Here is a 20187-nt window from a genome sequence, read left to right on the forward strand (position 1 = left end):
GCTCGTAGAAAAATTGTCGGACAATCTTTTTTGAAATCAACGCCTTGAATCCGCTCGACGCCGTTTCAATGTTAACTGTTCGGACCGGGAGGCATGCGCGCTTTCCGGAGAGACCGATGTCCATGGCCAGGTCCTGGGCAACGTTTCACCTGCGGCAGGACGCGGTTTCCTGACGTGGAGCCTGTCTCTGGAGATGAAGATGTCCCATACCGCCTCGACCTCCACCACCTCGCCCCAGTGGGAAGGCGCGCGGGCCGGCGGCAAATGCGGCCGCGGCCCCAAACGCGCCCTGGAAATCGTCGGCATTGTCTTTGCCTTTATCTGGTTCTGGCCGCTCGCCCTCGCCTACATTGCCTGGAAACTGATGGGGTATCCCGTGCCAAATGAGTTCCGCGCGTTCATGGAACGCAACTTCACGCGCATGGGCGATTTCCCGTTTGGCGACAGGACGCGCGCCGCCCAGCCGCGTCCGGCCAGCGGTCCCACCGGCAACAGTCACTTCGATGACTATCGCCGCGCCGAGATCGGGCGCCTCGAGGCGGAGCGCCGCCGTCTGGACGATGAAGTCCGGGAGTTCGGGGAGTTCGTTGAAGAGCTGAAGCGCGCCAAGGACCGTGAGGAGTTTGACGCCTATATGCGCAAACGCCGCGCCATGAGCCCGACGACCGAGGCCTGAGGCGCACGACGACGCTGAAAAAAAAGAAAGCCCGGGTTCGCGCCCGGGCTTTTCTGCTTTTTCCGGACTGTCAGGCTTTCTGGAGCAGCGCCTTCGCCAGGGTGACGAAAGCCCGGGCCCGGTGCGACAGGCCGCCGGCGCCGCCATGCGCCGCCGCGTCCCAGTCAACGCCGTGCTTGGCGTCAGCGTCCATTTGGCCGAACGTCATTTCGTGACCATCAGGCCGGAACATCGGATCGTAGCCAAAGCCGCGATCGCCGCGCGGCGGCCAGACCAGATCGCCGAACACCCGCCCCTCGAACAGCGCCTCGGCGCCATCCGGCCAGGCAACCACCAGAGCGGAGACGAAATGACCGCGCCGGCGATCGTCCGGGCCAACGCCGCGCAGGTTCAGCTCATTGTTGATGCGCGCCATGGCGCCGGGGAAGTCCTTGGCGGGACCGCCCCAACGCGCGGAGAAAATGCCTGGCGCGCCATCCAGCGCTTCGACACAGACGCCAGAATCGTCGGCCAGCGCTGGCAGACCTGACGCCTGCGCCGCCGCATGGGCCTTGATCGCCGCGTTCTCGGCGAAAGTGGTTCCGGTTTCCTCCGGCTCCGCCAGGCCAAGTTCGCCCGCCGACACCGCCGCGACCCCGAACGGCGCCAGCAGTTCGCGCATTTCCACCAGCTTGCCGGGATTGTGGGTGGCGATCACCACCTTGCCCGACAGGCGGCGCAATGTATTGGCCGGGGCGCTCACTGGCCGACCGCCTGCTTCTGCAGCCCCACAAGATTGGTGGCGCCGACGCGGGCGAGGCGCAGCAATTCCAGCAACTCCTCGTCGCTGAATGGCTTGCCTTCCGCCGTGCCCTGCACCTCAACGATGCCGCCGGAACCGGTCAGTACGAAGTTGGCGTCGGTTTCGGCGGTGGAATCTTCCGCATAATCGAGATCAAGCACCGGCGCGCCCTGAACGACGCCGCACGAGACGGCGGCGACATGGTCCTTCAACGGATGGGTGTTGATGATCGAGCGGGCGCGCATCCAGGCGATGCAGTCATGCAGGGCGACCCAGGCGCCGGTGATGGCGGCGGTGCGGGTGCCGCCATCGGCCTGGAGCACATCGCAATCGATGGAAATCTGCCGCTCGCCGAGGGCTGGCAGATCGACGACGGCGCGCAACGAGCGGCCGATCAGACGCTGGATTTCCTGGGTGCGGCCGGACGGCTTGCCGGCGTTGACCTCGCGGCGGGTGCGCTCGGCGGTGGCGCGCGGCAGCATGGAATATTCAGCCGTGACCCAGCCCCGGCCCTGGCCACGCAGCCAGCCTGGGGCGCGATCCTCGAGCGAGGCGGTGCAGAACACATGGGTTTCGCCAAAGCGCACGAGGCAGGAGCCTTCCGCATAGCGCGCCACGCCGCGCTCCAGCGTGACCTTGCGCATTTCATCGGAGGCGCGTTTTGAAGGGCGCATCTGTCTGTCCTGGGTTGTGTGGGTTCAAAATGTCGGTTTGAGACGTCGCAGAAAGCTATAACGGTCCAGGCGCGGGGCCGTAAGAGCCTGTTTGGGAATTCGGCGGCGGAGATCCGGCGAGGGATTTGCGTCTCGCCAGGAAACAATCGCCGCAGGCCGCATTGATGCTGGCCGGATCATTGACGCCACAGGGCGGGAAAGAGCCGCCGGATCGGCCAGGCCCGACAATGTCCGGACTGGCTTCCGGCCCCCGACGGCTTCACCAGCGCCGCCTCTGGCAAGGCGAACAGGGGGTCGCTACATTTGCAGCCAGGGGACAGGACGTCCCGTATCGACAGGAGCGACAGCATTGGGGCCATTCCAGGAAAGGGGCGCGCAGACGACCCTGAACGAACGGTCTCGCGAAATTTTCCGCCAGATCGTCGAGAGCTATCTGGCCACGGGCGAGCCCGTCGGCTCGCGCAACCTGTCGCGCATCATTCCGATGCACCTGTCGCCGGCCTCAATCCGCAATGTAATGTCCGATCTGGAGCACGCCGGCCTGATCTATGCGCCGCATACCTCCGCCGGCCGCCTGCCGACGGAAACCGGCTTGCGGTTTTTCGTCGACGCCATGCTGGAGACCGGGCATCTGGCCGACGAGGAGCGGCGACGCATCGAGACGGAGATGCGCGCCGCCGCCGCCGACAGTTCGCTCGACACCGCGCTGGCCCAGGCGACGCAATTGCTGTCTGGCCTGTCGCGCGGCGCCGGCGTGGTGCTGACCACCAAGACCAACGCCCGGCTGCGGCAGATCGAATTCGTGCGTCTCGGCCCCCAGCGCGGCCTGGTGGTGCTGGTGAGCGACGACGGCAATGTGGAGAACCGGCTGCTCGATCTGCCGGCGGGCCTCCCGTCCTCGGCGCTGGTCGAGGCGGCGAATTTCCTCAACGCCCGCATCAGTGGCCGCACTCTGGACGAGTTGCGCCAGGACGTGGCCGGGCAGCGCACCGCCATGGAGCGCGAGCTGGACGCGCTGACGGCGCGGCTGGTGGAGGCCGGGCTGGCGATTGCTGTCGGCGGCTCCTCGGACACCCGCCAGCTCATCGTGCGCGGCCAGGCGAATCTGCTGGAGGATGTCAGCGTTGGCGCCGACCTGGAGCGCATGCGGCTGCTGTTCGCCGACCTCGAAACACAGAAAGAAGTGATCGACCTGCTGTCGCGCGCCGAGGATGGCGAAGGCGTTCGCATCTACATCGGCTCGGAAAACCAGCTGTTCTCGCTTTCAGGCTCCTCAACCATTGCCGCGCCGTTCCGCGACGCGGAGGAACGCATCGTCGGCGTCGTCGGCGTCATTGGCCCGACGCGGCTCAATTATTCGCGCATCATTCCGATGGTCGACTACACGGCGCGGGTGGTGTCGCAGCTCTACCGGCGGCGCTGAAGCCTGGCGGCCGGCGGCTTAGTCCGCTGACAGAACTTTCTGCATCCACAACAGATCGAGCCAGCGGCCGAACTTGCGGCCAACCTGAGGCATCAGGCCGGTTTTCTCAAAGCCAAAAGCCGCGTGCAGCCGGATCGAAGCCTCGTTGTCAGCGGCAATGGCGCCGACCATGACGTGCTTGCCACAGGCGCGGGCAGCATCAATCAACGGCGGCATCAGCGCCCGGGCGACGCCGCGCCGGTGAAACTGTGGGCCGACATAGACGGAATGCTCGACAGTGGCGGCGTAGCCGTCGAAATGGCGAAAATCGCCGAAGGTGGCGTAACCGGCGATGGCGCCGTCTGCCAGTTCGGCCACCAGAAACGGATAGCCGCGCGCCGCCCGCTCCGTCATCAGCGCCAGCCGGTTGTCGAGAGAGGCCGGCGTCTCGGTCCAGACCGCCATGGTTTCGCGCACCGCGTAATTGTAGATGTCGAGAATAGCCGGGGCGTCCGCCGTTGTGGCCGCCCGCACCAGGGGCGCCCTCACCTTGCCGCCTGCCGCCAGATCTCCCGCCATCGTTCTCTCCTTCCGCCATTGCGCAGGCCATCTGCCTCCGGCCAGCCCCATTCCGCAAGAGGCATTCCACGGCCGGTGGCATGCCCCAGGCGCTGATCGGGCTGCGCCTCCCGGACCGGCCCACGGAAAAAGCCCGGTCCGGCCGCCAGGGGGAGCGGAAACGGACTTGAACCCTGCGGATCAAGCAGCGAACATTGCCGCCATCAACAAAGCCGATACAGACGGCCCATCGCCCCGATGGCAAAACCCGGGAGTGAAGGGCGGGAGGACACATGAGCGGACTGTTTTCACTCGAAGGTCGCGTCGCGCTGGTTACTGGCGGCTCGCGCGGCATCGGCAAGATGATCGCGCGCGGCTATATCGATAGCGGCGCGAAAGTTTACATCACGGCCCGCAAGGCCGCCGCCTGCGACGCCACGGCGGCCGAGCTGTCGCAGAACGGCGGTCAGTGCATATCGCTGCCTGGCGATATCTCCACCGTCGAAGGCGCCAGGGCGCTGGCGCAGCAGATTGCCGAACGTGAAGACAGGCTCGACATTCTGGTGAACAACGCTGGCGCCGCCTGGGCGGCGGAGTTCGACACCTTTCCCGAAAGCGGCTGGGACAAGGTGGTGGACCTCAACCTGAAAACGCCGTTCTTCCTGACCCAGGCGCTGGCCCCGCTGCTGCGCAAGGCCGCAAGCGCTGACAAGCCGGCAAAGGTCATCAATATAGCCTCCATCGACGGCATTTTTGTTAATCCGCTGGAGACCTATCCCTACGCCGCCTCGAAGGCCGGCCTGATCCATCTGACACGGCGCATGGCGGCGCAGCTCATCGCCGATCATATCGTCGTCACGGCCATCGCGCCCGGCCCGTTCAGCTCCAACATGAACACCGCCGCCCGCGACAGCGCCGAGGGCGTGGCCCGGCGCGTTCCTGCCGGCCGCATTGGCGATGATGACGATATGGCCGGCGCCGCCATTTTCCTGGCCTCGCGCGCCGGTGACTACGTGGTGGGCTCGACGCTGACTGTTGATGGCGGCGTGGCGTTCGCCCGGCCAGGTTTTGAGGGCGAGAGCTGGTCCGAGGACGGTTGACGCCGGTTCCGGCGAAAACAGGCGGGCGCCGCTTGAGCAGGCCGCTCCGTGGCCCCTGACGCCAAAAACCGGTGAGCCTGGCCCGCTGGAGTCTGGCGAAAAACGGCCCAACGCATTTCCCGCCAGGAAAGCGGCGGACACCATTGTGCGGCAGACACGGGCGGGGCAATCCCCGCTCGTTTTTCGTTTGCGCGCCATCGGGCAGCCGCCCAAAACGCCAGCACGCCATACAGCATTGACGCGCACATACCCCTCAAAACGCCGGAAGAATACAGTATCCATTTAGGAATTATTATAAATATCAGATACGGATAACTGAAATCTGAATACTATTCTGAATACGAGAAAATATTCCTTTTATTGAATTCATTTTTTACGGCAGACCGCAATATTCAGACTGACCCAAGACGCTGATCTTTGTCGCTGACAGGTCGCTGCCCGTAGTTTGGAAAAGAGTTTTGGCATGGGCAGCAATTCCGGCAGGTCGCGACGCGCTCGCGGGCGCAAACACGTTGCATCCGTCGTTCTGGGCGCGGTGCTCGTTACACCGGAAAACGTCAGCGCCGGCGCCCCAAAGCCCATCGCCGGCGTTTCAAAGGTCATCGCGCCGCAAGCGGCGGCGGATGGCGGACTGTTCCTGCTGTGGGGCCGCGCCGGAACCGATGGAGCGAAAACAGCCCCGGACCTGCAAATCGGGCTTGATGGCTTCCCCGATGCGCCCATGCGCATTGTCAGCGACGGCCATGGCGTCGAGGCGCGCAATCTGGGCCAGGCCGGGGGTCGCGGCGGCAACGGCGCGCATGGCATGTTCACCGCCAGCGGCGGCAATGGCGGCGCCGGCGGCAATGGCGGCGCCGTCACCGTAACCACAACGGGCCGGGGCTCCATCACCGTCAGCGGCGATGGCCATCATGGCATTGTCGCCGCCAGCGCGGGCGGTCATGGCGGCGACGGCGGCGACATCTTTTCGCTCGGCCTGGGGCTGAACCAGGCAGGCAACGGCGGCGGCGGCGGCGCGGCGGGGAACGTCATCGTCAGCAATGAATTCGACATCGTCGCCACAGGCGACGGCGGTGCCGGCATCTGGGCCGAGAGCGATGGCGGCGACGGCGGCGGCGGCGGCAAGGCTCCGGGCTTCAGCGTCGCCAGCTTTGGCGGCGCCGGCGCCGGCGCGACGGATGGCGGCGCCGTCACCGTGCGTCACGCCGGCCGGATCACCACGTCCGGCGACAATGCCTATGGCATCCTGGCGCGAAGCCGGGGCGGACGCGCTGGCGACGGCGGCGACGCCAGCAGCCTCGCGCCAACCGGCGGGCGCGGCGCCGACGCCAGCCGCGGCTCGTCCGTGGTCGTGCATACCCAAAAAGGCGGCGTCATCAGCACCTCGGGGGCCGGCGCCTCCGCCATCCTGGCGCAAAGCTCCAGCGGAAAAGCCGGGAGCGGCGGCAGCGCCGGCGGCGTCATTCCCTCCAGCGGCGCCGGCGCGGACGGCGGCGCGACAGGCAGCGTCATCGTCAACAACGGGGCGACGCTGACAACCGCCGGCGTGGGCGCCGGTGGACTTGTCGCCCAGTCAATCGGCGGCGACGGCGGCAGTGGCGGCGCGGCCGCCGGTCTCATTTTTCCCCGTGGCGGCGCCGGAGGCGCTGGCGGTCAGGGCGGCAAGGTCTGGGTCACCAACGCTGGCGACATCACCACCGGCGGCCATGATTCTGGCGGCGTCACCGCCCAGTCGATTGGTGGCGGCGGCGGCGCGGGCGGGGCCGCCATTTCCGTCAACATGCTCGGCGCCATCGCCATGGGAGGCCAGGGGGGCAAGGGCGGCTCCGCCAGCGCTGTCTGCGTCAATGGCGACGCGACGTGCTCGGCTCCGGCGCCGGCGGCCATTGCCGCGATCCACACCAGCGGCGACCGTTCGGCTGGCGTCACCGCCCAGTCTATCGGCGGCGGCGGCGGCGCGGGCGGCTTTGCCATCGCCGCGGCGGCGGGCGTCAAAACGCCAGCGATTGCCGTTGCCCTGGGCGCCAATGGCGGCGCGGGGGGAACCGGGGGCGACGTCTTTGTGGGCTCACAGGGGACGATCGTCACCACCGGCGCCTTCTCGACCGGGGTTGACGCCAGTTCGGTTGGCGGCGGCGGCGGACGGGGCGGATTTTCCATTGCGGCGGCGGCAGCGACAGATATTGGCGCCATCGCCGTGTCGCTCGGCGGCAGGGGCGGCGCCGGTGGGCGCGCAGGCGGCGTCACCGTGGACACCCGCCTCGACATCGTCACCCAGGGAGATCATGCGGCGGGCCTGTCCGCAGCCAGCATTGGCGGCGGCGGCGGCAACGCCGGTTTCTCGGTTGACGCCGGGCTGGGCGCTGGCCCGGCGATCGCCCTGTCCTTTGGCGGGACTGGCGGCGCCGGCGATGCTGGCGGCGCCGTGCAGATTCGCAATACGGGTTCGATCCGCACCGGCGTTGCGGAAACGGAGGCCGGCGCGGGCTCCACCGGCATTCTGGCCCAGTCGGTTGGCGGCGGCGGCGGCAACGGCGGCTTCAGCGTGGCCGCTGGCGTCAGCACGCTGGCTGGCGCGCAGCTGTCGCTTGGCGGCGCGGGTGCGACAGGCGCGACCGGCGGTGACGTCAACGTCGTGAACAATGACGCCGCGCACATGGGCAATCTGGTCGCCACGGCGGGGGCGAACGCGGCCGGCATCCTCGCCCAATCGATCGGCGGTGGCGGCGGTAACGGCGCATTCTCGGGAAGCGGCGGCTTTGGCGCGAACGCCGCCCTGGCCGCTTCGCTCGGCGGCGCCGGCGGATCGGGCGGCGACGCCGGCCATGCGGCGGCAAGCAGTTTCGGCCGGATCGTCACGCGCGGCGACGCCTCCGGCGCCATCATCGTCCAGTCGATCGGCGGCGGCGGCGGCAAGGGCGCGTTCACCATCGCCGCAACCGGCGGCGAAACGGCGGTTACGCTCAACCTGGGCGGCGGCGGCGGCGGCGGCGGCAAGGGCGGCGGCGTCAGCGTCGCATCGGATGGCGCCCTTGTCACCCACGGCGCCCAGGCGCACGGCGTCCTCGCCCAGTCAGTTGGCGGCGGCGGCGGCGCGGGCGGTCTCACCGGTTCAGGAAGCGCCGGCAAGTACCGCGCCATATCGCTGAATTTGGGCGGCAAGGGCGGCAGCGGCGGCGCCAGCTCCGACGTCGCCGTCTCCACCACCGGCTCGGTCAGCACCGGAGGCGCCCAGTCGGCAGGCGTTCTGGTCCAGTCCATCGGCGGCGGCGGCGGCAGCGGCGGGGTGGCCGTCAACGCCACCGGCGCTGGCCAGGACGCCATGACCTACAATGTGGGCGGGGCCGGGGTCAGCGGCGGCAACGGCGGCGGCGTTATCGTCAACAACGCGGCGGACATCGTCACGCGGGGCGCCCTGGCGTGGGGCGTGGCGGCGCAGTCCATTGGCGGCGGTGGCGGCGACGGCGGCTTCAGCATCGCCAGTGCGCTGTCGCCGAATGGCAAGGGCCTGACGAAGCTCACGGGCGGCGACAGCGTCAACGACAGCAGCGGCGGCGTGGTGACGCTGACGCATGACGGCGACATCCAGACCTCAGGCGATGGCGCCAGCGGCGTTCTGGCCCAGTCCATCGGCGGCGGCGGCGGGGCGGGCGGCTTCGCCGCGGCGCTGGCGTTTGGTCGCGATGGCGACGGAACCGCCAACGCCACCGGCGGCAAGGGCGGCGCTGGCTCGCATGGCCAGACAGTGCGGGTTTCAACACGCGGCGCCGTCAGCACCCGGGGCGCCAATGCTTCCGGCGTGGTCGTTCAGTCCATCGGCGGCGGCGGCGGCGCAGGCGCGATGGCCATCGCGGCCGGTTTCAGCTCATCGGCGAAAGGCGCGAGCAACGCCACTGGCGGGGTCGGCGGCAGTGGTGGTCATGGCGGCGACGTCGTCGTTGACAACGCAGCGGCGATCTCCGCTCGAGGTCAGGCGTCACATGGGCTACTGGCCCAATCCATTGGCGGCGGCGGCGGCCTCGGCGGTCTGGCGATTGCCGGAACCCTGTCGCTTGGTGACGACGCGGCGAGCAACGCCACCGGCGGAGCAGGCGGCCAGGGCCAGCGTGGCGGCGTGATTGACGTCGCCAACGCCGGCGACGTCACGGTGAGTGGCGCGGGAGCAGCCGCCATCATGGCGCAGTCCATCGGCGGCGGCGGCGGCGCCGGCGGGTTTGCCGGCGCCCTCGCCATCAACAGCGCGAGAAAGAGCGTAACCGATGCGACGGGCGGCCAGGGCGGAGCAGGCAATGACGGCGGCGCCGTCACGGTCACGAGTTCCCGAAAGCTGCGGGCGGACGGAGACCATGGCGGCGGCGTCATCGCCCAGTCCATCGGCGGCGGTGGCGGCGCTGGCGGCTTCGCCATTGGCGGCGGCCTCGCCTTCGCGGCGAAAGCAGCCGCCGCCACAACAGGGGGCACCGGCGGCAGTGGCGGCAACGGCGGCGCCGTCATGCTCACATTGCCAGACGGAAGCATCGAAACCCACGGTGCGCTCGCCCACGGCGCCATGGCGCAAACCATCGGCGGCGGCGGCGGCAAGGGCGGCTTCGTCATCAACGCCGATGTCGCGCTTGGCGGCGCGGCGGACGTCACGACCGGGGCCGGGGCCGGCGGCGCCAGTGGCGACGGCGGCGCGGCAAGCCTCATCAACACCGCCAGGATCGTCACGACTGGCGACGGCTCGATTGGTTTGCTGGCGCAATCCGTCGGCGGAGCCGGCGGAGCTGGCGGCTTTGTTGTCAGCGGCGCGTTTTCCAGCGCCCGTCATGGCGCGCCAGCTGATGAGAGCGGGGACGGGCCGTCCGGCGGTGACCAAAACAGCAATACTGATGCCGGCGAACAGAACGCCGGCGAACAGAACGCCGGCGCGAAGGACGACGCCGTAACGACCCGTGTCGGGAGTGCGGGCGGTGGCGGTGGCCAGGGCGGAGCTGTTCTGGCGCGAAATGGCGACCACATTCTCACCCGTGGCAGGGCGGCGACCGGACTGATGGCGCAATCCATCGGCGGCGGCGGCGGCAAGGGCGGCTTTATCATCGCCGGCGCAGGCAATCTTGACGGCGACGCTCACGGCATGGTCGGCGGCGCGGGCGCCAGCGGCGGCAACGCCGGAGCCGTTCAGGTGATTCAGGGCGCCAACGGCCAGATCGAAACCCATGGCGACCTGGCCCGGGGACTGGTCGCCCAGTCGATTGGCGGCGGCGGCGGCGACGGCGGCTTTGGCCTTGGCGCGGCTTTCAACGTATCCGGCGACGGGAGGAACGAGGTTGGCGGCGGAAGCGCGGGCCGTGGCGGACACGGCGGCGTGATCGCCGTCGCCAACGCCGGAGCCATCATCACGTCAGGCAGCGGCTCCATCGCCCTGCTGGCGCAATCGGTCGGCGCAGGCGGCGGAACTGGCGGCTTCGCCGGGGGGCTCAGCATCTCCGCCGGCAAGAGCATCAGCCAGACGACCGGCGGAGCCAGCGGCGCAGGCGGCGCGGGCGGCGCGGTTGACGTCGAAAACAGCGGGACGATCACCACAGCCGGCGCTGCCAGCGCTGGCGTGGTCGCCCAATCCATCGGCGGCGGCGGCGGTCATGGCGGCCTGGTGGCGGCTGGCGCCGTTTCCACGGGGGAAGGCGCTGCGAACAGCGTTGGCGGAACCGGTGGAGCAGGCGGGGACGGCGCCTCGGTCAGGCTTCACAACTCCGGCCGGATTGTCACCGGCGGCGACCTCGCCTGGGGGCTGATGGCCCAGTCCATCGGCGGCGGCGGCGGCGTTGGCGGCATGGCTGTCGCCGGCAGCCTCAGCACTGGCGACAAGGGTGAAACGTCCACGACTGGCGGCTCTGGAGCAGTCGGCGGCGACGGCGGCGACGTCGCGCTCCACCACAGCGGCGCCATCAACACAACCGGCAAGGGCTCTGCCGGCGTCATGGCTCAGTCCGTCGGCGGCGGCGGTGGCGTCGCCGGCTTCAGCGGCGGTCTTTCCCTGGGAAGCAATGGCCTGCTGACCAGCGCGACCGGCGGCAAGGGCGGCTCTGGCGGGCGCGGCGGCAGCGTCTCGCTGACCGGCGACGGCGACGTCGCAACCAGCGGCGACAACGCCCCCGCCGTGATCGCGCAGTCCATCGGCGGCGGCGGCGGAATGAACTCCCATACCATCGATCTCAGATCGCTGATGTCGGGCGGCGCCCTGCTGGCCGGAGGCGAAGGGGTCAGCGGCGGTTCTGGCGGCCGGGTGACGACCACACTGGGCGGCGGCGCCCTCAATACCAGCGGCGCGCTGGCGCACGGCATTGTCGCCCAATCCATCGGCGGCGGCGGAGGCCTCACCGCCCTCACCGCCAGCCAGATGCTCGAGGCAAAGGAGCTGTATCTGGTTGCTGGCGGCTCCCGCGATGCAGGCAAGGTTGCCGGATCACAGGACGGCGCCGGCGTCGACCTGCGCAGCGCCAACCACATCAGCACGGCCGGCGCCGGCGCCATGGGCGTCATCGCCCAATCCATCGGCGGCGGCGGCGGCGTCATTGGCGTCGCGCATGCTGGCGGCGACCTGACGCTGGCCGTTGCCCGCCTCGGCGCGGATGGCGTGCGCGGCGCTGGCGGCTCAGTCAGCCTGACCCAGAGCGGCGCCATCGCGACAGAAGGCTTCGCGGCCACCGGATTGCTCGCCCAATCGATCGGCGGCGGCGGCGGCGTGCTCGTTGCCACCGACACGACCTCCATGGCTGGCTGGCGGATTGGCGTAACCAATGGCGGCGGCGACGGCGGCGCGGTCAGCCTCGACAACGCCGCAACCATCGCCACGCGCGGCGACAGGGCCGCTGGCGTCATTGCCCAATCCATTGGCGGCGGCGGCGGCCTGTACCTGTCGCATGACGTCGCGTCGCTGAAGCCAGCCGCCGCGGCGGGCGAACCGTCCGCGGGCAACGGCGGGGCGGTCCACATCGCCAACGCCGGCGCCATCGCCGCCACAGGCAACCAGAGCGGCGGCATTATCGCCCAGTCGATCGGCGGCGGCGGCGGCCTCGCGGCTGGATTCGCCGGCAGCAGCGGCGGCGCGGGGGCCGGCGGGAATGTCATCGTGCGCAACAGCGGCGCCATTGCCGTAGCCGGCGCCGAGGCCATGGGGATCTTCGTCCAGAGCGCCGGCGGAACCGGCGCCGCGGCGATCAACGTCACGACCAGCGCCGACGTGCGCGCAACCGGAGCGGGCGGCGTCGCCATCCGCGCCGTCTCACAGGGCGGCGCCGGACCCGACGGCGACGTCGCGGTGACCATTGACGGCGCGACGGTTGAAGGCGGCGCTGGCGGCCGGGCTGTGGTGATCGGGACGCGCGGCGTTGGCAAGCTCGTCAATAGCGGCCATCTGCTCACACGTGACGGCGCCGCAGGCGTCGCCGTCTCCATCGACGCCAGTGAGCTGGCATTCGCCAACCAGGGGGTGATTACCGGCAACATCCATCTCAGCGGCGGCGCCACGTTGCTCGACAATGCGATCAGCGGCGTGCTCCGCCCCGGGCGCAGCATCGCGATGCCGACCGGCTCGACATTACGCAATCAGGGCGAGATCATGCCGGGCGGCCCCGGTCAACTGATGACAACGGATCTGATCGCCGACCTGGAACAGACGCAAAGCGGACGGATCGCCGCCAAACTGTCGCCCGGCGACGCGGAGGCGGACCGCATCAATGTGAAAGGCATGGCGCGCTTGCACGGCGCCATCCGGCTGTCGCCCTTTGACCCTGGAGCGGCGCGCCCCGGAACCTTCGAGACGCCGCCCGTGCTGCACGTGGAGGGCAGCTCCGACGCGGCCGACCTGGCGCTGGAGCCAATCCCCAGCGCCGTGGCCACGTTCCGGATGACGCGCCCCGCCACCGGCGACATGGCGGTTGCCTATGACGTGGACTTCCTTCCCGGCGGCCTGGCGCTCAACCAGCGGGCCATCGGCGCAACGGTCAACCGCATCCAGAGCGCAGCCAACCGCTCGCCGTTCTCACCAGTAACCGCTGGGCTGTTCGTCATTCCGACCCTGCAGCAACTGGCCTCGGCCTACGGCGCCCTGTCTGGCGAAAGCCTGACGGCGAGCCAGTCGGCCGCCTTCATGACCATGGGGGGTTTTGGCGATCAGGTTCTGGCGGCGGCGCAAGGCGGCGTGAGTTCCGACAGCGCCAGCCCTGTGATGGGCGCGAGCGAGGCGGCCCATGGGGTGCGCGCTGGCGGGCGGGTATGGGCCAGCGCCGGCGCCGGCGGCGCGCGCCACGGCGGCGACCGCTTCCACAGCGGCAGCGCCAGCCAGCGCAACTTCCACAGCGCTCTCACGGCAGGCGTTGACTATCACTTCGACAATGGGGCGATGCTTGGCGTGGCGGTGAACAACGCCCAGGGCGGCTTCAGCGTGCGCGAACGCGGTGGCTCCGCCAGCAGCCAGCACGTCCAGGGAGCCGTCTACGGCAGCGTGGCGCGCGGCGACGCCTGGCTGACGGCAACGGCGGCGGCCGGCGCGCACCAGTTCCAGAGCCAGCGCACGCTCGCCGGCATTGGCCCCACGGAACGGGCTCTGGGCAGGTTCAATGCGGAAAGCCTGAACCTGCGGACGGCAGCCGGCTACAATTTCAGTTACGGAGCCATGCGCCTCACGCCTTTCGTGGGGATCGACTACAAGCTGCTGCATGTGGACGCGTTCCGGGAGCGCGCCACGCTGCTGGACAACCAGCCCGGACCCATGGGCCTGGCGGTGCGCAGCCAGTGGAGCCGCTCGATGGAAAGCCTGGCGGGACTTGAGTTCAGCGCCAGTTTGCCCCTGGGAGCCAATGGCGTGTTGACGCCCTGGCTACGGGCGGCGTGGGTGCACGAGTTCTCGCCGCGGCGTAACCTTGTGGCGACGTTCCGCAGCGCCCCGGGCTTTGGTTTCGGCGCGATCGGCGCGGCGGCTGCGACGGACCGCGCGCGCATCGACATGGGCGTGACTGCCCGGTTTGGCGACGCATTGTCGCTCAACCTGCGCGGCGGCGCGACCCTTGCCCACCGCCTGGCTTCCTGGCAGGGCGCTGTGGAGTTGCTGTACCGCTGGTAAGCAGCCTGCGTCTTGCCTGCCCTGGTCCGGACGGCGTCGTCACCGCGCTTCCGTCCGGACCAGTCAACGTCTTGCTGCCGCAAGACCGGCATAACATCCGGTTTTGCCACGTGTCTTTTGCCGCGTGTCTGATGCGGCGGCCCTTGGCGAAGCCGCCCGACGCTGGTATTGCCCATGCAAAGGCCATCGAGCCCCGCATTGCCGGCCGGCGCGTTTGCCGCCGGGACAGCCGCCCCCAGAGAGAGCATGGCGACGCATCCCTTTGACAACATTCGCAACTTCTCGATCGTTGCGCATATCGACCATGGCAAATCCACGCTGGCGGACCGGTTGATCCAGGAAACCGGCACGGTGGCGGCGCGCGACATGGGCGAGCAGATGCTCGACTCGATGGATATCGAGAAAGAGCGCGGCATCACCATCAAGGCCCAGACCGTACGGCTGGAATACAAGGCGCAGGATGGGCGCGATTACATCCTCAACCTGATGGACACGCCCGGCCACGTCGACTTCGCCTACGAAGTGTCGCGCTCGCTGGCCGCCTGCGAAGGCTCCATCCTGGTGGTCGACGCCTCCCAGGGCGTCGAGGCGCAGACCCTCGCCAATGTCTATCAGGCGCTCGACGCCAACCACGAGATCGTGCCGGTTCTGAACAAGATCGATCTGCCCGCCGCCGAGCCCGAGCGCGTCAAGGAACAGATCGAGGACGTCATCGGCATCGACGCCTCTGAGGCGATTCCGGTTTCGGCCAAGACCGGCCTCGGCATCCCCGACGTGCTGGAAGCCATCGTCAAAAGACTGCCGCCGCCGCAGGGCGACGAGACCGCCCCGCTGAAGGCGATGCTGGTCGACAGCTGGTATGATTCCTATCTCGGCGTGGTCGTGCTGGTCCGCATCATCGACGGCGTGCTGAAGAAGGGCATGACCATCCGCATGATGGGCTCCGGCGCCAATTACGGCGTCGACAAGGTCGGGGTGTTTCGCCCGAAGATGACCGACATGGCCCAGCTCGGTCCCGGCGAGGTCGGCTTCTTCACCGGCTCGATCAAGGAAGTGGCCGATACCCGCGTCGGCGACACCATTACCGAGGAGCGTCGCCTGACGGCGGAGGCCCTGCCCGGCTTCAAGCCGGCCCAGCCGGTGGTGTTCTGCGGCCTGTTCCCGGTGGACGCGGCCGATTTCGAGAACCTGCGCGCCGCCATGGGCAAGCTGCGCCTCAACGACGCCAGCTTCTCCTATGAGATGGAGACGTCGGCTGCGCTCGGCTTCGGCTTCCGCTGCGGGTTCCTTGGGCTGCTGCATCTGGAGATCATCCAGGAGCGGCTTGAGCGGGAGTTCAATCTCGACCTGATCTCGACGGCGCCGTCGGTGGTCTACAAGCTCAACATGGCGGACGGAACGCAGGTTGAACTGCACAACCCGGCCGACATGCCCGACGTAATGAAGATTGCGTCGATCGAGGAGCCGTGGATCCGCGCCACCATCATGACGCCAGACGATTATCTCGGCGCCATCATCAAGCTGTGTCAGGACCGGCGCGGCGAGCAGGTGGATCTGAACTACGTCGGCAAGCGCGCCATGGTGGTTTACGACCTGCCGCTGAACGAGGTGGTGTTCGACTTCTACGACCGGCTGAAGTCGGTGTCGAAGGGCTACGCTTCGTTCGACTACGCCATTTCCGGCTACCGTCAGGGCGATCTGGTGAAGATGTCGCTGCTGGTCAACGCCGAGCCGGTGGACGCCCTGGCCATGCTGGTGCACCGCACCCGGGCGGAAATGCGCGGCCGCGCCATGTGCGAGAAGCTGCGCGAGCTGATCCCGCAGCACCTGTTCCAGATCCCGATCCAGGCGGCGATTGGCGGCAAGATCATTGCCCGCGAAACCATCCGCGCCCTGCGCAAGGATGTGACGGCGAAGTGCTACGGCGGCGACGCCTCGCGCAAGCGCAAGCTGCTCGACAAGCAGAAAGAAGGCAAAAAGCGCATGCGCCAGTTCGGCAAGGTGGAGATTCCACAGGAAGCCTTCATCGCCGCGCTCAAGATGGACGAGTAAGGCCACATGCTGGCGGGCGCATGAGACTGGCGTGACGGTTTCATGCGTCTTTCCCGGCCAGAGGCCAGGAATATTGCCAGACATATCGCGACAATGATCACGCCGCCACCCTGGTTTCCGGACAGCTCCGCGAGCACTTTCCCGCCAGCCGGGGGGGCTGTCAAAGCCCGGAACATCGCGTTCGACTGCATAAACCAGGGAGCCGCGCAGCAGCGCATTATGGCTCTGCCGACATCAACCCGCCGAACGGGCCAGCCACTTCAGCTCTTCCTCGGTGTGATCATTGTCGTCAGGGCTCGTCCCTGCGACTGCGACAAACGCCTCGACAGCAGCAAAGCGACTGTCGCCCAATGCGATCCGGCGCACGGCATCCACATCGGCCTCGCCGTCTGCATCATTGATTGGCCGGCCAGGAAACGCCACTGGGGACAGCGCCGGGGCAACGTCATCCGGCGCTGGGCGGAAAGCGGCCATCTCCTCCCGGAAGCTGGACATCGCAGCCTCTGGAACTTCAACCACGATTGGATCAACGGACGCAAAAGCCGGACGCAACTCCAGTATGACGCGCCCATCCTGCCATCGCAGCACCTTCAGCTCCCGGACAGGAATGCGCATGTCAAAATTACTCAATGATTCGCCCCCCGAAATGACATGCGACCGCGAGCTGTAAAACCAGCACTCGCGTCGCGCACCTTTCTTCAAACGCGCAAGATCCGGAAAAGTTCATGATTGCCGTGCACGCCGCATGCGCTGGCGCCCAGGCACGCCATGACCCGTCGGAACAAGGCTCAATAAAGCCCACCTTCCCGCGGCGTGTTTGAGTTGAGGCCTTCCCGCGACCGGAGACGCCAGGCCACCCGCCAGCATCAACCCGACTGAGTCGAATCAGCGGAATATATTGAATATATTTACCTTTCTACAAAACGCGCGCCATTTCCCGCCCCCTGGTTGCGCCCGTCGCTCCGGCGCGGCAGAGGCAAACCGCGCGACCGTCGCGTCAATCCAGATATTGCGGCCCAGATATTACGGCGGCCTCCTGCCAGCGGCCATCTGGCCCATCAGGTAAAATGGCGCATCATTCTGGCACAAATGTCGTGGCGACGCCATTGATGCAGTATCTCAGTCCAGTCGGAGGCGGTCCATCAGGAAAAACGTGCCCCAGATGGCCGCCACATCTACTGCAGTGCACTTCCGTTCGCACCATGCCATAGCTGTCATCACGGCTTATCTCAATGGAATCTGGCTCAGGACTGTCAAAACTCGGCCATCCGGTGCCGCTATCAAATTTTTTTGCCGATGAGAACAACTTTTGGCCGCATCCGGCGCAGACAAATGCGCCGTCCCGCGTCTCATGGAGCAAGGCGCAGCTGCCTGGGCGCTCCGTGCCGTGACCACGCAGCACGGCGTACTGGTCCGGCGTCAGCAGCCGCCGCCATTCCGCGTCGGTGTGCTGGACGGGATAAATTTTGTCCTGCATGGACATGAACTGAACTCCCTTGCCTGTTTGCCGGGATCAGACCCCACTCGCGGGCAACGATACTACGGCGCCCCGGAAATGGCATGAACGGTTTGCCTGTGGTTTCTCTCCGTAGGGCGGAACGGGGGGCCGCCGCTCCAGGAGGAGCGACAGGGCCTGACCACGCGCTGACATGACTTTGTATCGCCCAATTTGGCGTATCGATGTCCCGATGCCCAGATAGATGGGGCGACGCCGGCCTGATGGCAGGCGCCACATGAACAGGGCTTGATCGATGATTCCGGGTGTGACTTCCTGGCTGACGGCGGCTGCGACGATCTGGGCCCACATGGCCACGGCGGGTGACCAGTATGACTGAAGCGTCGGACGCCCGCTCCGAAGAGCCCGATGGTCCAAGCCTGTTCCGGCGCCGGATGGCCGTCATCATGGCGGCCGACGTTGCCGGCTACTCGCGTCTGCTCGCGACCGGCGAAGAAGACGCCCTGAAGCTGTTCCACCAGTGCCGAAGCGTCTTCGACGCCGAAGTGGCGCGATACGGCGGCCGGATTTTCAATACCGCCGGTGATTCGGTCATGTCCGAATTTGCCTCGGCGGTGGAAGCGGTGCGGGCGGCCATCGCCATCCAGCATGCGCTCCAGGCCGTCAACCAGCCCTGGCCAGAGGACCGGCGCGTGCGCTTTCGCATCGGCGTTACGATCGGCGATGTCATTGAACGCGATGGCGATCTGCTCGGCGATGGCGTCAACATCGCCGCCCGCCTGGAGTCGGTCGCCCGCCCCGGCGGCGTGTGCGTGTCGCGGATTGTCCACAACGCGGTGACAGGCAAAGTGTCAGCCTCCTTTCGAAGCATCGGTCCCCAGACGCTCAAGAATATTCCAGCGCCGGTCGAGGCGTTCACGGTGGCCTTCTCTGGAGAAGCCGACCAACGGCAGGCGTCCACGCCGGACGCGCGCCGGCCCGGCGGCGGCAAACGTTCCGACGGCCAGGACCGCCGCGCGCGCCGCCGGCGGCGCTGGCTGCGGATCCTCCTGATCATCCTGGCCTTTAGCGTCGTCGTGCCGACCGTGCGGCACGCCAAGCGTCTGCTGGAAACCCAGCTTGGCCTGAAACTGCCAGCGCCGCCGCCCGAGCAGACCGTCAAAACGCCGGCGCAACGGGCAATTGGAGCGCTCCCCGGTTCGGAACCGCCAGATGCGCCGGCCGGAGCGCGGGATCTCTACCAGAAAGGTCGCGCCCTCGAAGCCAGCGGAGATCTGGCTGGGGCGCGCACCGCCTATGTGGAAGCCGCCCGCGCCGGCGCGGGCTTTATGGATCCGCTCCTCCGCCTGGCTGCGCTGGTGCGATTGCAGGATGGCTCCTCCGTCGCCCGTGATCTGTTCGCTGACCTGAACACCGTGTCGCCGGACCCGGCGATCCGCATGGTCTACGCCCAGCAACTGGGCCAGGCGGAGCAAACCACGCGGCTCCGGCGGCTGCTTGATGAGAATCCATCGTTTGCGCCTGCATGGTATGCGCTTGCGCAAGCGCTCGGCGACACCCGCGCCGGCCGCGAAACGCTGACGCGGCTGCGCGCCGAGCACGCCGCTCTCGACCAGTTCCTCACGGCGAACAAATCCGGCGCGCTGAAGCGGTTTTTCATCGATCCCGCTGCGCTTCAGGAGTGGGTGGAGCGCGCCAGACGTCGCGTTGCGGAAATCGACGCCGCCTTCGCCAGCCGTCAGACCCGGCCGTCGCTGACCTTTCAGGCCGGTTCGAGCCACTGGACAGTGAATATCGCCCTGCCCGAGGACGCCACGGCGGTGCAATATCGCCTGGGCGACCGGGGCGGGTTCTCACGCGCCGAACTCAACCTGTCAGGCGATGGCAAAACAACCCGCGCCGCCACCTTCGCCATCCCGTCGCGGGCCGGCAAAACCAACATCTATGTCAGCTATGTTGATACGGCAGGCCTGACAGCAGGCCCGTTCGTCTACCGGTTCGACTCCACGGAACTGAACAGTGAACGGCAGCGCAGCATCCTGATGACGACCTCGGGTTCGTGGCTGACATGGGCGACGGACCGGGACGAAATCTATTTTCCGTATCTGCTCACCTACCGCTGCGCGATCCGCAGCGCCCATGTCGGTTTCGATGGCGCCGATCCTGACATCGCTTTGCCCCTGTCAACGGAGGGCTGCGATGACAACGCCCCGCCGCCGCCTGGCGCCCAGAACAGCCTGCCTGCCCCCCATGATGCGCGCAGCGTTTCGGTGAAGCTGGTGCTCCAGAACGGCGAGACGCCGCCGCCAGTGACGATTTCCCGCGAGCCCTGAAAAACGCGCCGCGCCCGGCCATCGGGCGGCGGCGCAGCGACCGGAACCCTGC

At 67.9% G+C, this 20187-nt stretch carries 11 protein-coding genes; 6 read left to right on the forward strand and 5 right to left on the reverse strand.

Annotated features, from left to right (window positions below; translation table 11 throughout):
* Window positions 1-199: 199 nt before the first annotated feature.
* A complete protein-coding gene (locus IE243_RS05965; RefSeq protein WP_191318426.1) occupies window positions 200-676 on the forward strand; it encodes a DUF2852 domain-containing protein in 477 nt (158 codons plus the stop codon).
* 70 nt (window positions 677-746) lie between these two features.
* Here the strand turns inward: IE243_RS05965 and IE243_RS05970 are convergent, their stop codons facing one another.
* Entirely contained in the window at window positions 747-1418 is a 672-nt protein-coding gene (locus IE243_RS05970) for a non-canonical purine NTP pyrophosphatase (protein ID WP_191318427.1), read from the reverse strand.
* Window positions 1415-2131 (reverse strand): ribonuclease PH, encoded by a 717-nt coding sequence (gene rph, locus IE243_RS05975; protein ID WP_191318428.1) that lies wholly within the window; start codon window positions 2129-2131, stop codon window positions 1415-1417. The genes IE243_RS05970 and rph overlap by 4 nt, the downstream gene beginning before the upstream one ends.
* 349 nt (window positions 2132-2480) lie before the next feature.
* Here rph and hrcA point away from each other — a divergent pair, with 349 nt between their 5' ends.
* The gene (hrcA, locus tag IE243_RS05980; protein ID WP_244642841.1) at window positions 2481-3554 is read left to right on the forward strand and encodes a heat-inducible transcriptional repressor HrcA; all 1074 of its coding nucleotides are present in this window, start codon (window positions 2481-2483) and stop codon (window positions 3552-3554) included.
* An 18-nt stretch (window positions 3555-3572) separates the two neighbouring features.
* Here the strand turns inward: hrcA and IE243_RS05985 are convergent, their stop codons facing one another.
* On the reverse strand, window positions 3573-4112 hold the full coding sequence (locus IE243_RS05985; RefSeq protein WP_191318429.1) for a GNAT family N-acetyltransferase: 540 nt from the start codon (window positions 4110-4112) through the stop codon (window positions 3573-3575).
* Window positions 4113-4384: 272 nt separating this feature from the next.
* On the opposite strand from IE243_RS05985, the gene IE243_RS05990 reads away from it, so the two are divergent.
* The 3 genes from IE243_RS05990 to lepA all read left to right on the forward strand — a co-directional run bounded on the left by IE243_RS05990 (window position 4385) and on the right by lepA (window position 16346).
* Entirely contained in the window at window positions 4385-5191 is an 807-nt protein-coding gene (locus IE243_RS05990; RefSeq protein WP_191318430.1) for an SDR family oxidoreductase, read from the forward strand.
* A gap of 463 nt (window positions 5192-5654) precedes the next feature.
* The gene (locus tag IE243_RS05995; protein WP_191318431.1) at window positions 5655-14294 is read left to right on the forward strand and encodes an autotransporter outer membrane beta-barrel domain-containing protein; all 8640 of its coding nucleotides are present in this window, start codon (window positions 5655-5657) and stop codon (window positions 14292-14294) included.
* Window positions 14295-14540: 246 nt separating this feature from the next.
* Entirely contained in the window at window positions 14541-16346 is a 1806-nt protein-coding gene (lepA, locus tag IE243_RS06000; RefSeq protein WP_191318432.1) for a translation elongation factor 4, read from the forward strand.
* Between the two features lie 234 nt (window positions 16347-16580).
* Here the strand turns inward: lepA and IE243_RS06005 are convergent, their stop codons facing one another.
* Together IE243_RS06005 and msrB are read right to left on the reverse strand one after the other, a co-directional pair.
* Window positions 16581-16961 (reverse strand): hypothetical protein, encoded by a 381-nt coding sequence (locus tag IE243_RS06005; RefSeq protein ID WP_191318433.1) that lies wholly within the window; start codon window positions 16959-16961, stop codon window positions 16581-16583.
* 460 nt (window positions 16962-17421) lie between these two features.
* Window positions 17422-17823 (reverse strand): peptide-methionine (R)-S-oxide reductase MsrB, encoded by a 402-nt coding sequence (gene msrB, locus IE243_RS06010; protein ID WP_191318649.1) that lies wholly within the window; start codon window positions 17821-17823, stop codon window positions 17422-17424.
* Window positions 17824-18173: 350 nt separating this feature from the next.
* On the opposite strand from msrB, the gene IE243_RS06015 reads away from it, so the two are divergent.
* A complete protein-coding gene (locus IE243_RS06015; RefSeq protein ID WP_191318434.1) occupies window positions 18174-20135 on the forward strand; it encodes an adenylate/guanylate cyclase domain-containing protein in 1962 nt (653 codons plus the stop codon).
* Window positions 20136-20187: the final 52 nt, after the last annotated feature.

The sequence above is a fragment of the Camelimonas fluminis genome (assembly GCF_014656355.1).
Taxonomy (GTDB): Bacteria; Pseudomonadota; Alphaproteobacteria; order Rhizobiales; family Beijerinckiaceae; genus Camelimonas; species Camelimonas fluminis.